Raw genomic sequence first — 13,889 nt, 5'->3', positions numbered from 1 at the left:
ATTAATTCATCCAAAATAAACAAATACCAATTATAAACAATACGTTATAAACATGCAGGGTATTTATGGATTATTCTTCTCGCGGGATCGTGCAACGGGGGATAAGTGAGCACAGAATAGTTCGCCCTTGATTAGAACTGGTCATCAAGGGAAGGCGTCGAGACCGAAGGAAAAACGGATGGGAATGGGGTGATTTCTGAGCAGATACGCTTGGTTTTTAGCGCCAGAACGGGGATTGTAACGCCTTTCGTTCATTATAACCCCAGTTTGCGTAAAGCTCCCCATTTTTACCTGTGACAGCGGATTGCCCGCTGGGCTAGTATAGCGTCGGTATAAAAGCTTATTGATCCCCATCGTCGGTAGCCGCAGCGCCCTCCGTTCCGTTTGGGACTGGTTTGATCAATGGCTTTACCTCGCCCTGCGACCGCCTGCAGGCGTGATTTTTGTAACACGGCGTGATACCTAATGATGAAAAACAACGTCAAAACTCATTTCAAATTCAATGGATTGGAAACAGTAATCTTATGAATAGCACCGACAAGCTCGATTCACACACGCCGATGATGCAGCAGTACCTGCGCCTCAAGGCTCAGCATCCCGAGATCCTGCTGTTCTACCGCATGGGCGACTTTTACGAGCTGTTCTATGATGATGCCAAACGCGCGTCCCAACTGCTGGATATCTCGCTGACCAAACGCGGTGCCTCAGCAGGGGAGCCTATTCCCATGGCCGGCGTTCCCCATCATGCGGTGGAAAACTATTTAGCCAAACTGGTGCAGCTTGGCGAATCCGTTGCCCTGTGCGAACAAATCGGCGATCCGGCCACCAGTAAAGGCCCGGTTGAGCGCAAAGTGGTGCGTATTGTCACGCCTGGCACCATCACCGACGAAGCCTTGCTACAGGAGCGTCAGGACAACCTGCTGGCCGCCATCTGGCAAGACGCACGTGGCTTTGGTTACGCGACGCTGGATATCAGCTCCGGCCGTTTCCGCGTTGCCGAACCAGCAGATATTGAGACCATGGCGGCCGAGCTGCAACGCACCAACCCCGCCGAACTGCTTTATCCCGAAACCTTTGAACAGATGTCGCTGATTGAACAGCGCCATGGTCTGCGTCGTCGCCCGCTGTGGGAATTCGAACCGGAGACCGCCCGTCAGCAGCTTAACCTGCAGTTCGGCACTCGCGATCTTACCGGCTTCGGCGTTGAACAGGCCCATCAGGCACTGCGTGCCGCCGGCTGCCTGCTGCAGTACGTAAAAGATACCCAGCGCACCTCATTGCCGCATATCCGTGGCATCACCATGGAGCGTCAACAGGATGGCATCATCATGGACGCCGCTACCCGGCGTAACCTCGAGCTGACCCAGAGCCTGTCCGGCGGCACTGAAAACACCCTGGCGGCGATCCTCGATCACAGCGTTACGGCCATGGGCAGCCGCATGCTTAAGCGCTGGCTGCATATGCCTACTCGTGACATCAAAGTACTGAATGATCGCCAGCAGGCCATCGGTGCACTGCAGGATCTGTATGCTGAACTGCAACCTTCTTTGCGTCAGGTCGGCGATCTGGAACGTATCCTCGCCCGTCTGGCGTTGCGCAGCGCACGTCCGCGCGATCTGGCACGCATGCGTCATGCCTTCCAGCAGTTACCGGATATCCATGCGCTGTTAAAAGGCGTAAATACTCCGCATGTGCAGCACCTGCTGTCCCAGGTGGGTCAGTTTGATGAACTGCAGGACTTGCTGGAACGCGCCGTGGTGGAAGCCCCGCCGGTGCTGGTCCGCGACGGTGGCGTTATCGCTCCCGGCTACAACAGTGAGCTGGACGAATGGCGGGCCTTGGCCGATGGTGCCAGCGACTATCTCGACCGTCTCGAGATCCGCGAGCGCGAAAAACTGGGGCTGGATACGCTGAAGGTCGGTTTCAATGGTGTTCATGGCTATTACATTCAGGTCAGTCGCGGGCAAAGCCACCTGGTACCGATCCATTACGTACGCCGTCAGACGCTGAAAAACGCCGAACGCTACATCATTCCCGAATTGAAAGAGTACGAAGACAAGGTGCTGACCTCTAAAGGGAAAGCGCTGGCCATCGAGAAAGGTCTGTACGAAGAGCTGTTCGATTTGCTGTTGCCGCATCTGGGTGAATTGCAACAAAGCGCGGCGGCATTGGCGGAACTGGACGTGCTGGCCAACCTGGCTGAACGCGCCGAAACGCTGAACTACGCCTGCCCGACCATGAGCGAGCAGCCTGGCGTGCGCATCACCGAGGGTCGCCACCCGGTGGTGGAGCAGGTGTTGAGCGAACCCTTTATTTCCAACCCGCTGTCACTGTCGCCCCAACGCCGAATGTTGATCATTACCGGCCCTAACATGGGCGGTAAAAGCACCTATATGCGCCAAACAGCGCTGATCGTACTGATGGCCCATATCGGCAGCTACGTGCCGGCAAGCAAGGCGGTCATCGGCCCGGTCGATCGCATATTTACCCGCGTAGGTGCAGCGGACGATCTGGCCTCCGGCCGCTCCACCTTTATGGTGGAGATGACAGAAACCGCCAATATCCTGCATAACGCCACCGAACACAGCCTGGTGCTGATGGACGAGATTGGCCGCGGCACCTCGACCTATGACGGTTTATCCCTGGCCTGGGCCTGCGCCGAAAATCTGGCCAGCCGCATCAAGGCCATGACTTTGTTCGCCACCCATTACTTTGAGCTGACCACCCTGCCGGAAAAAATGGAAGGCGTGGTTAACGTGCATTTGGATGCGCTTGAGCACGGTGACACCATCGCCTTTATGCACAGCGTGCAGGACGGTGCCGCCAGCAAAAGTTACGGGCTGGCGGTTGCCGCACTGGCCGGGGTGCCACGTGAAGTGATCAAACGCGCGCGCCAGAAATTGCGTGAACTGGAAGCCATCTCCAACCACACCGCCAGCGGTACCGTTGACGCCACCCAAATGACGCTGCTGAACGAGGAAACCTCTCCGGCGGTTGAAGCGCTTGAGGCCCTGGATCCGGATTCACTGTCTCCGCGCCAGGCGCTGGAATGGATTTACCGCCTGAAGAATATGGTCTAACTCGACGCATAAACGGCAAACGGTGAGCATCACGCTCACCGTTTTTATTTAATAAGGTTTATCGTTATTGTTACACAATGAAAGTAACAATGTTTCATATCCTGTTTTTGATTCGCCATGACTATTAGCCAATGTGTATTAATTAAAATAATCAATTGGACGTGATGCAAGTCGAAGCGAATAATTAGGCCTCAATATATCCAGTCAGTTGATAATGTGGGATCGCCCGCTGCTACTGCATTGGAGACAGCACAACCTTTCCTACGGTGCTCTGCACCACCACGCTGTTATTAAAATTCTTTTAAAACAGTACCGCTATAGCTGCATGTATTTACATCAATAAAGCATTCTCACATTCACAATACCCATTGTAATACTCACGTCAGTAACTTCATTTAATACAAACACCTATCCATCCTGTAGGAGTCATTTTATGAAACCTAAGCTTTTTGCTATACTTTTTTCCATTCCGTTCATTTCCCTGACAAGCACCGGTGCCTTAGCTGCGGACTCTCCCGATTATGCTGCCATTGTGCAATCGGCTTATCAGAAATTTAAAAATGATAATCGTGGTAAGGTGGCCGATTATATTCCTGCATTGGCGGCTTACAGTGATAAGAATTACGCTATCGCGATTGCCACTATAGATGGAAAACTCTACACAGCCGGGGATACACAAAAAACATTTCCACTGGAATCATTAACCAAAATATTCTCTTTATCTATCGCATTAAATCAACATGGCGCAGACAAAGTACTGAATGAACTGGGCGCCAACTCAACCGGATTACCCTTTAATTCCGGCCTTGCCATCGAACTGCGTCCAGAGCGTCCGCAGAACCCATTGGTTAATGCCGGCGCCATTAGCACCGTCAGCTTTATCAATGCGAAAAATGCCAACGATCGCTGGCAGCAGATTATCGATAATATGAACGCCTACGCCGATGCTAAATTGAGCATTAATCTGGAGGTTTATCATTCCGAATCCGTGACTAACCAGCATAACCAGGCGCTGAGTCGCTTGATGATGTCTTATGGCCGCATGTACAGCAACGCAGACGAAGCGCTCGATATCTATACCAAACAGTGTTCGGTCAGTGCCACCACTGAGCAACTGGCCAAGATGGGGGCCGTATTGGCTAACGCAGGGAAATCTCCCTACACCGGCAAGCAGTTACTGCAGCAACAATACGTCCCTAACGTGCTGACAGAAATGGCGATTGCAGGTCTCTATGACGGCTCAGGCCAATGGCTATACAACGTGGGTGTCCCAGCCAAAAGCGGTGTTGGCGGCGGTATGGTCGCAGTGGTCCCAGGCCAATACGCCATTGCAGTCTACTCACCCCCCCTGGATAAAGCCGGCAATAGTGTCCGTGCACAGGAAGCAATCAGTTACGTCGCGCACGCAACCAAAGCTAACCTTTACGACTCTCACTGATCTCATTCCCGTCGTGCCTGCGCATCGGCGACTTCTAAGAATGTTCTATAGGCTGACAGAAAAAAGTTCACATTGACCCTCACCCACCAAGTCGGTGAAGGTTTTCTCTAAACACGGCCTTTATCCGCATCAGGGGTATTCGTTAGAAAAAAAACGGCGAGCATTATGCTCACCGTTTTTATTTTGATGCGGTTCAACTGCCGACGTTACTCGCGGAACAGTGCCTCGATACTCAGGCCCTGCATCTGCAGTATTTCACGCAGGCGGCGCAAACCTTCAACCTGGATCTGACGTACTCGCTCGCGAGTCAGGCCAATTTCGCGGCCCACATCTTCGAGCGTCGCCGCTTCGTAGCCCAACAGGCCAAAGCGACGCGCCAGCACCTCACGCTGTTTGGCGTTCAGTTCGAACAGCCATTTCACGATGCTCTGTTTCATGTCATCGTCTTGCGTGGTGTCTTCCGGTCCGTTGTCTTTCTCGTCTGCCAGAATGTCCAGCAACGCTTTCTCCGAATCCCCACCCAACGGCGTATCCACAGAAGTGATACGTTCGTTCAGGCGCAGCATGCGGCTGACGTCATCCACCGGCTTGTCGAGTTGCTCTGCAATCTCTTCAGCGCTCGGTTCATGATCCAGTTTGTGAGAAAGCTCGCGCGCGGTGCGCAAATAGACATTCAGTTCTTTAACTATGTGGATAGGCAAGCGAATGGTACGGGTTTGGTTCATGATCGCCCGTTCAATCGTCTGCCGGATCCACCAGGTAGCGTAGGTCGAGAAACGGAAACCGCGTTCTGGGTCAAACTTTTCCACTGCGCGGATCAGTCCGAGGTTGCCCTCTTCAATCAGATCCAGCAGCGCCAGGCCGCGGTTGCTGTAACGGCGGGCGATTTTCACCACCAGCCGCAGGTTGCTTTCAATCATTCGGCGGCGGGACGGCACGTCACCGCGCAGTGCACGCCGCGCAAAATAAACCTCTTCCTCTGCGGTAAGCAGCGGAGAATAACCGATTTCGCCCAGATAGAGCTGCGTCGCATCCAATACGCGTTGGGTCACGCCTTGTGACAACAACTCTTCTTCCGCTAGATCATTCTCACTGGCCTCTTCTTCTACCAGTGCTTTTTCGTCGAATGATTCCGCTTCCGTTGCGTTCTCGTCGAAATCCGCATCATCATGTAACTCGTTAACTTTCAGCGTATTTTGGCTCATATGCTGCTCCTACCCGTGATACCGCGAGCAGAATAACAGCGTATTCTGCCCAATCTATCGCTGCGGAAGATAACGCAGCGGGTTTACGGATTTCCCCTTGTAACGAATTTCAAAATGCAAACGTACTGAACTGGTTCCGGTGCTACCCATGGTGGCTATTTTTTGACCCGCCTTCACTTCTTGTTGTTCCCGGACCAGCATTGTGTCGTTGTGAGCGTAGGCGCTCAGGTAATCATCATTGTGTTTGATGATGATTAGATTACCGTAACCCCGTAAAGCGTTGCCTGCGTACACTACACGACCATCGGCGGTAGCGAAGATAGGCTGCCCACGAGACCCGGCGATATCGACACCTTTATTCCCACCTTCTGATGAGGAAAAGTTATCAATAATCTTCCCGTCAGTCGGCCATCTCCAGGTACTTACCGGAGCGCTGTTGCTGACGGTGCTGCTCACTGGAGGAGCAACAACCGGTGCGGTAACAGGGGCTGTTGCGGTAGTTGCCGCCACTGCGCCTGCTGCAGGTAACATCTTACCTACATTCTGTTTACCCGAATTATCAGAATACGCGTTAGTTGATTGAGAATCAACCGTTGCAGTTTGTATCTGGGAGGTCGATGGCGGCTTAGGTACGCCGCCGCTGGTTGCGTCTGTCGCCGCCAGCATACCGCCATTTCCGCTAGCCGAACCATTACCAAGCTGAATGTTTTGACCCACATTCAGGCTGTAGGGTTCAGGAATATTGTTACGCTGAGCCAGGTCACGGTAATCATTTCCGGTGATCCAGGCGATGTAAAACAGCGTGTCTCCGCGCTTAACCGTATAGGTATTACCGCTGTAGCTCCCTTTGGGGATCGAAGTATAACTGCGGTTGTAAACAATGTGCCCCTCAGAGCCCACCTGCGCCCCAGCATTGCTGGATGCAGCGGCTCCGGCACCACCGCCGTCCACGCTACTGATAGGGGCCGATGTCGACGCAGTGTTTGTACAACCCGCCAACCACAAACTTACCATCGTACACACCGCAACCCGGCGTAATGTAATCATTGGGCTTCCCGTGCTCATGCTTCCCCCATGACAGCAATATCAGCGATATATCCAAAATACCCTTTACATCGTAGCTGAGCTTTTAACATTCTCTACGTTCCTACAATGAAAGGTGCCCGCGGCCGATTTCTGAACGTCAGAAAACCTCATACCGGAGCCTCAAAACAGCGCGCCAATGCTAACCACATTAGCGCTGCTGCACCATAAGACAACTGCGCAGAAAGGCAATTGTATTGAAAATTAGTTTTATTGAAACGCTAAAACCTTAACCGGAGTGAATGAAAGTGCAACAGATTTCATTTCCTGCCGAAAATTCAGACAATCGCTAGGCCAGCTCGCCCTTCACCAGAGGAACAAAGCGTACCGCTTCGACGGTATCGATAACAAATTCGTTCCCCTGACGCTGAATACGTTTGAGGGTTTGGGCCTGCTCACCGACCGGCAGCACCAAAATGCCACCATCGTCCAACTGTTCCATCAGCGCCGGGGGATTTCCGGCGGTGCGGCGGTGACAATAATGGCATCGAACGGCCCCCGCGAAGCCCACCCCTGCCAACCGTCACCGTGACGAGTAGAAACATTATGGAGATCGAGTTGCTTCAGGCGGCGCTTCGCCTGCCATTGCAATCCCTTGATACGCTCAACCGAGCACACGTGCTGCACCAGATGCGCCAGGATGGCGGTCTGATAGCCGGAACCCGTGCCAATTTCAAGAACTCGGGAAGTGGGCGTCAGGTTCAGCAGTTCGGTCATCCGTGCCACCATATAGGGCTGGGAGATCGTTTGCCCCGAGCCGATCGGCAGCGCGGTATTCTCATAAGCCTTGTGCTCAAGCGCTTCATCAACAAAGCGTTCACGCGGCACTGCCTCAATGGCCCGCAGTAATCGTTCGTCCTGGATCCCTTGTTGACGCAGTTGCGTCAGCAATGTTTGCATACGCTTGTTCACCATTCCCCGCCAACCCCTGCTTTGGTTAACCACGTTTTTACTACATCCTGGGCCGCATAAGCGGTCAAATCCACCTGCAAGGGTGTAATCGCGACATAACCCTGTTCTACCGCAGCGAAATCCGTGTCCGGCCCGACATCAAACTTATCACCCGGAGGCCCAATCCAGTAAAGGTTTTGCCCACGAGGATCCTGTTGGCAGAACACTTTGTCGGCCGGATGGCGACTGCCGCAGCGGGTCACGCGAATGCCTTTTATCTCATCCAACGGCAAGTCCGGCACGTTGATATTCAGAATTTTTCCGGTGCGTAACGGTTCACGCAACAGGGCACGCAGCACCCGGCAGGTGATCGCCGCCGCGGTTGCATAATGCTGATGACCGTTCAACGACACGGCCAGCGCAGGCAAGCCCAAATGGCGCCCTTCCATGGCGGCAGCCACGGTGCCGGAGTAGATCACGTCATCGCCCAGATTGGGGCCGGCATTGATACCGGAAACCACGATATCCGGCGCAGGTTGCATCAGGGCATTCACTCCCAGATATACGCAATCGGTCGGTGTTCCTTGCTGTACGGCGATATCCCCATTGGGCATCGTCAGGGTGCGCAATGGGGATTCCAACGTCAGCGCATTGGAAGAACCGCTGCGGTTACGATCGGGTGCCACAACCTGCACCTCAGCAAACTCTCGCAGCGCTGCCGCCAGCACCTGAATGCCTGGGGCGGTAACACCGTCGTCATTACTCAGCAATATCCGCATAAGAGGTTGTCTTCTTTTTATCTCTCAACCAGGCACCGCTAAACGCAGCCTGGGATTTAACTACTCGGTATGACCGCCCAAAAGGAGGCGCTTAATCAGCAGATATTATGTTTACTGCCCCCGCCATGTCCAGTGACCATGGGAAAAGCCCCCAATGCTACCCACAGTTCCACGGGGAAGACCTGAAGATCATCACACAATCCTTACGAAAATCTGACAATACAGTCGCACTCAAGTATAATTTTAGGTCAATGAATTCAAGGTTTATCTGCCCAATGTCAATAATAAGACTAAAATACTTAGATGGTTTACGTGGTGTATTTGCGTTAACTGTCGCGCTAAGCCATTTTTTTGGTAGCCAATATAGCTGGCATAACTATCCATTCCAAAATGCATATATCTCCGTTGATTTCTTTTTTATCCTCTCGGGTTTTGTATTGTCACACGTTTATAGCCAAGCCATATCATCAGGCTTAATGAGTGATAGAAAATTTATCTTTTATCGCTTTGCACGTATGTACCCGCTGCATATTGCCACTATGGCTATAGTTGGTATCATTTATCTGCTGACGCTACGCGGGTTTCCCTTTGACGAGCCATTTATTTCTGGCATTGCTAATATCTTTCTTCTTCAGAATATGGGTTTTGTCAACAACTGGAGTTGGAATGATCCTAGCTGGTCAATCTCGGTTGAGTTTTGGGTTTCCGTCTTTTTGGTTCCCTGGTGTATCCGTCGCGTAAAAACCAATATGCTGCTATTCATTTCTTTAATGTGTTACACCGTTTTATATACATCATTCGGTTCATTGATGATCGCTCATGAAATGATGTACGGTATTGTCACCTCAGGTTTTGTTAGATGCATCGCTGGCGTCACGCTGGGGATCGCAGTTTGTCGAATGGCGCAAGGAATGAGGCAGGTAGAACTTAACCACATACAGAAATCTATCATTGGTTGCATTGACGTCATTCTTTTCGCAACCGTTGTATACCTAGTTTATCAAAAAAATCCGATTGGAAAATTCAGCTTCTTACCTATTCCACTTATCGCATTGCTCATTTTAAGTTTGGCGACTCTGAGTTCATGGTTTCATCAGGTTATCAGCAGCCGAATTCCAGCCTGGCTCGGTGATATCAGCTACTCTGTTTACCTTATACATACTCCTATTATTTTGATTATGGGGGCAGCACTCTCTCCACTAAATTTACCATTCGTAATAAAACTGCTGATCTTTGTTGCGTTGACGTTACTCCTATCACAACTTACTCATCGCTTCTTTGAGAAGCCCTGTTATGAATGGTTAAAAAATCGCTTTTCCGATCAATCACAAGCCAATGTGAAGGAAATAAAATTAAAAGAAGAAAAAAAATTTGCCAATCAACGCTAAAGTCTCAGATAAGAAACCTGCTTACGCAGGTTTGAGACAGCTGACAGACATATAATATTTGGCGGCAGGCGCTAAAGGTTTTTAAAATAGATCAGGGAAGTCAATTTATTGATTTCGGGTGATAACACAAAGGAGGAAAAACCACGGTTTTATCCCCCTTTGTCAATAGTCAAGAAACCTGCTTGCGCAGGTTTCTTGATTATTACTCGCTAATATCCGCATCGCTACTGTCCTGCCGCATAATTTCGCGCACCACGCTGGTGGCGAAACTGCCGGCCGGGAGCCAGAAACGAAGTTCGACGGTGGCATCGTCCCACCAGTCCCACTGCATATCTTTCGGCTGTAACAGCAAGGCTCGGCGGGCCGGATCTACGCGTTCGCGCTTTAAAAGCGACATCAGCTCCGGCTGTTCCAGCAGACACTGCTGTTCAAAGCTCAACGCTTCCCCGGCGGTGCCCGGTTCACCATCACCGGGTAAAGGAGCGGTGATCATCAGCTCACCGGCTTCCAGGCGTTGCTGCAACGCTTCCAGCTCTTCCGGTTTGGCAACAAACCAACTGCCCCGACCGCTAAGCTGAAGGGCATCCCCTTCCAGCACGGTATGTTGCTGCTGGTTGGCCAATCGCCGGCTGGCGATCAGGTTAAACAGCGCGCTGCGGCTGGCAGAAAGATAAAAGCTACGCTTGCTGCGTTCTTTCACCCGGATCTCGTCATTCGCCCAACGGCGCGCCATCACTAGGTTGTTACCGCCGCGCCCAAAGCGCTGACTGCCGAAGTAATTCGGTACACCGCCGGCCTCAATCGCCTGCAGGCGTTGTTCTACATCCTGACGATCGGAGATATGACGCAGCACCAGAGTAAAGGCATTGCCTTTCAAGGTGCCAATCCGCATTTTGCGCAGGTGGCGGGCGCTGGCCAGCACTTCACAGCCTTCCAGTGAGAACTGGGTAAAGTCCGGCGTCTCTTTTCCTGGCAGATGCAAACAGAACCACTGTACGGTTACCGCATGACGATCTTTTAAGCCCGCGTAGCTGACGGAGCGGGCATGAATACCGGCAAAGCGCGCCAGATAATCGGCGACGAACTGGGTGTTACAACCGTTTTTGCGGATGTTCACCAGCACGTGTTCGCCTTCGCCATCCGGCTCAAAGCCCAGATCTTCCACCACCACGAAATCTTCCGGGTTGGCCTTCAGCACGCCGGTGCTTTGTGGCTGGCCATGCAGCCAGGTCAGGTTAGCCATATCCATGCGCTTAGTCCTTGATCAACAAGGCAACCGCTTCGCAGGCAATACCCTCGCCACGCCCGGTGAAACCGAGTTGTTCGGTGGTGGTAGCCTTAACGTTAACGTCGTCCATATGGCATTGCAGGTCTTCCGCCAGGAAAATGCGCATCTGCGGGATATGCGGGGCCATCTTAGGGGCCTGGGCAATAATAGTGATGTCCAGGTTGCCCAGACGATACCCCTTGGCACGGATGCGTTTCCAGGCTTCGCGCAGCAACTCGCGGCTATCGGCACCTTTGAAGGCCGGGTCAGTATCCGGGAACAGCTTGCCGATATCCCCCAGCGCCGCCGCGCCCAGCAGGGCATCGGTCGCGGCGTGCAGTGCTACGTCGCCATCGGAGTGGGCCAGCAAACCTTTTTCATAAGGAATACGAACGCCACCGATCACCAACGGGCCTTCGCCGCCAAATTTGTGTACGTCAAAACCGTGGCCGATACGCATGATGCGCTCCTTAATTGTCTAACTGAGTTAAATAGAATGCTGCCAGCGCCAAATCTTCCGGCCGCGTGACCTTAATATTGTCCGAACGCCCATTGACCAGCAGCGGATGATAGCCGCAGTGCTCCAGGGCCGACGCCTCGTCGGTCACCGTCGCCCCGTCATCCAGCGCGCGCTGCAGGCACTGCTTGAGCAACGCCAGTGGGAACAGCTGCGGCGTTAACGCATGCCACAGGTCCTGACGTTCTACCGTATGAGAAATGGCCCCGTGGCCAGGCTCTGCGCGCTTCATGGTGTCACGCACCGGCGCCGCCAAAATCCCCCCCACGTCGCTATGTTCGGTAATCGCCAACAGGCGGTCGAGATCGTCGGCATGCAGACAGGGGCGCGCCGCGTCGTGCACCAGCACCCATTTTGCCTCGCCAGCCAGCTGCAAGCCGGCCATTACCGAGTCGGCGCGTTGCTGCCCGCCAATGGTAGCCTGCACGCGGGGATCCTGCGCTATTGGCAACTGGTGGAATTGCTGATCGTCGGGACCTATCGCCACAATCACCTGCGAAATACGCGGATGGCGCAGCAGCGCGTGGATCGCGTGTTCGAGAATGGTTTGATGGCCGATGGTTAGATATTGCTTTGGGCAATCAGCCTGCATGCGGCTGCCAATACCGGCAGCGGGCAGGACGGCGATCACCGATGGAAAGGTTCCTGCGGAGTGATTCATGCGTTACTTTTGTAAGTTATTTTGCGAGGCGGACGCCGCGTTGCGTCTGGATTGGTCAGGAACCAGACGATAGAAAGTCTCACCGGGCTTAATCATGCTCAGCTCATTGCGCGCACGCTCTTCGATCGCTTCCTGACCGCCGTTCAAATCGTCGATCTCGGCAAACAGCTGATCGTTACGCGCTTTCAATTTAGCATTGCTGCCCTGTTGGAGCGCAACATCCTCATTGACCCGCACGTAATCGTGAATACCATTTTTGCCCAGCCACAGTGAATACTGTAACCAACCGAGCAATGCCAGCAATAGCAGCGTAAGTTTTCCCATCTCCGCCCCCTGAAAAACCGACCAATCATCCCACAACTTTTCGTTGGACTCCACACAGAGAACGGCATTTCGCCGCCAAATTCAGAGTAGGATGATAATTTCCTGAGTTTATAACCTAAATTCACTTCGAAAGCGGCAAAAAAAACCACTTTCATCACAGAAAAACCACCCTGGGCTGCAACATTTTCCCCTTCAACTTCCCCTTCAACGTTTTTTCCGGTTATGCAGTAAGAAAAACTGGCTACCCGCTGATTTCACCAAAGCATTCGCCAGCGACAAGCATAAACTGCATATTTAACACCATTAAAAATTTCATCATCAGGTAGGAGTTGTGTTTTTATTCATTAAAGATTATTTTTATGCACTCATAGTGCATAAATAAATCCAATGGATCATTTTTAATTACCGGGGATAGCGATGTTTAAATCTTTAGTTGTGATTGGCGCCTGTCTGGCTGCCACCCTGTCGGCCTCCGTCCTGGCGGCTGAACCTACCTACGTCGTCGGCTCTGGCGGCACCTACCGTCCGTTCGAATTCGAAAACAGCAGTAAACAGCTGGAAGGCTTTGATATCGATATCATCAAGGCGGTAGCCAAGGCCGAGAGCTTTCAGGTCAAACTGGTGAATACGCCGTGGGAAGGTATTTTCGCCACGCTGAACTCCGGCGATCGTGACATCATTATTTCCGGCATCACCATTACCGATAAACGCAAACAAATGGTTGATTTCTCTGCACCTTACTTCCCGGCAGAGCAGGCTATCGTGGTCCCCAAAGACTCTGGCGTAGACTCCATTGCCGCCTTGAAAGCGCTGAAGGTCGGCGTAGTCAACTCGAGCACCGGCGACATCGTGGTGTCCGACGTGTTAGGCAAAAACAACACCGCCATCAAACGTTTCGACAATACCCCGTTAATGCTGCAAGAGCTGTATGAAGACGGTATCGGCGCGGCCGTGGGCGACGTCGGCGTGGCCAAGTTCTATATCAAAACCCATCCGGAAAAAGAGTTCAAACTGGTGTCCGATGCCAAATTCGAACGTCAGTATTTCGGTATCGCCGTGGCCAAAGGCAATGACGAACTGCGCGGCAAAATCAACGCCGGCCTGAAGAAAATCATCGCCGACGGCACCTACGCCAAAATCTACCAGACCTGGTTTGACAGCAACGTCCCCACGCTGCCCGCCGAATAATCGATCGTCGTTCGTCAACACAGCAGTCTGAAGACTTTTTTAAGAAGGATCCGACCTTGAATTTCCGT

At 52.5% G+C, this 13,889-nt stretch carries 11 protein-coding genes and 1 pseudogene; 4 read left to right on the top strand and 8 right to left on the bottom strand.

What is annotated here, in order from left to right; translation table 11 throughout:
* Positions 1–524: 524 nt before the first annotated feature.
* Positions 525–3,080: a DNA mismatch repair protein MutS gene (gene mutS / locus EBA31_RS03000; RefSeq protein ID WP_020825273.1), complete on the top strand. Its 2,556-nt coding sequence runs from the start codon at positions 525–527 to the stop codon at positions 3,078–3,080.
* Positions 3,081–3,513: 433 nt separating this feature from the next.
* A complete protein-coding gene (gene glsA / locus EBA31_RS02995; protein ID WP_122077276.1) occupies positions 3,514–4,518 on the top strand; it encodes a glutaminase A in 1,005 nt (334 codons plus the stop codon).
* 206 nt (positions 4,519–4,724) lie between these two features.
* Here glsA and rpoS read toward each other — a convergent pair whose 3' ends face one another.
* The 4 genes and pseudogenes from rpoS to surE form a co-directional block, all read right to left on the bottom strand.
* On the bottom strand, positions 4,725–5,723 hold the full coding sequence (gene rpoS / locus EBA31_RS02990; RefSeq protein ID WP_044554227.1) for an RNA polymerase sigma factor RpoS: 999 nt from the start codon (positions 5,721–5,723) through the stop codon (positions 4,725–4,727).
* 54 nt (positions 5,724–5,777) lie between these two features.
* Entirely contained in the window at positions 5,778–6,770 is a 993-nt protein-coding gene (nlpD, locus tag EBA31_RS02985) for a murein hydrolase activator NlpD (RefSeq protein ID WP_162302863.1), read from the bottom strand.
* A 325-nt stretch (positions 6,771–7,095) separates the two neighbouring features.
* Positions 7,096–7,721 (bottom strand): annotated as a pseudogene (locus tag EBA31_RS02975) (protein-L-isoaspartate(D-aspartate) O-methyltransferase).
* A complete protein-coding gene (surE, locus tag EBA31_RS02970; RefSeq protein ID WP_046374485.1) occupies positions 7,715–8,476 on the bottom strand; it encodes a 5'/3'-nucleotidase SurE in 762 nt (253 codons plus the stop codon). The pseudogene EBA31_RS02975 and the gene surE overlap by 7 nt, the downstream one beginning before the upstream one ends.
* A gap of 107 nt (positions 8,477–8,583) precedes the next feature.
* Here surE and EBA31_RS02965 point away from each other — a divergent pair, with 107 nt between their 5' ends.
* Complete coding sequence (locus EBA31_RS02965) at positions 8,584–9,864, top strand: acyltransferase (RefSeq protein WP_122077267.1); 1,281 nt, start codon at positions 8,584–8,586, stop codon at positions 9,862–9,864.
* Positions 9,865–10,066: 202 nt separating this feature from the next.
* On the opposite strand, the gene truD is transcribed toward EBA31_RS02965, so the two are convergent.
* From truD to ftsB, 4 genes are read right to left on the bottom strand one after another with little or no spacing between them, the layout of a single operon-like run.
* Positions 10,067–11,113, bottom strand: a complete 1,047-nt coding sequence (gene truD, locus EBA31_RS02960) for a tRNA pseudouridine(13) synthase TruD (RefSeq protein ID WP_122077263.1) — start codon at positions 11,111–11,113, stop codon at positions 10,067–10,069.
* Positions 11,114–11,117: 4 nt separating this feature from the next.
* On the bottom strand, positions 11,118–11,591 hold the full coding sequence (gene ispF, locus EBA31_RS02955; protein ID WP_122077260.1) for a 2-C-methyl-D-erythritol 2,4-cyclodiphosphate synthase: 474 nt from the start codon (positions 11,589–11,591) through the stop codon (positions 11,118–11,120).
* Positions 11,592–11,601: 10 nt separating this feature from the next.
* A complete protein-coding gene (gene ispD, locus EBA31_RS02950) occupies positions 11,602–12,309 on the bottom strand; it encodes a 2-C-methyl-D-erythritol 4-phosphate cytidylyltransferase (RefSeq protein WP_046374487.1) in 708 nt (235 codons plus the stop codon).
* A gap of 3 nt (positions 12,310–12,312) precedes the next feature.
* On the bottom strand, positions 12,313–12,633 hold the full coding sequence (ftsB, locus tag EBA31_RS02945) for a cell division protein FtsB (protein WP_020825266.1): 321 nt from the start codon (positions 12,631–12,633) through the stop codon (positions 12,313–12,315).
* 417 nt (positions 12,634–13,050) lie between these two features.
* Here ftsB and EBA31_RS02940 point away from each other — a divergent pair, with 417 nt between their 5' ends.
* On the top strand, positions 13,051–13,821 hold the full coding sequence (locus tag EBA31_RS02940; protein ID WP_122077257.1) for a basic amino acid ABC transporter substrate-binding protein: 771 nt from the start codon (positions 13,051–13,053) through the stop codon (positions 13,819–13,821).
* Positions 13,822–13,889: the final 68 nt, after the last annotated feature.

It is taken from the genome of Serratia sp. P2ACOL2, assembly GCF_003691565.1.
Lineage (GTDB): Bacteria > Pseudomonadota > Gammaproteobacteria > Enterobacterales > Enterobacteriaceae > Serratia > Serratia liquefaciens.
This window is presented reverse-complemented; position numbering and strand designations above follow the sequence as displayed.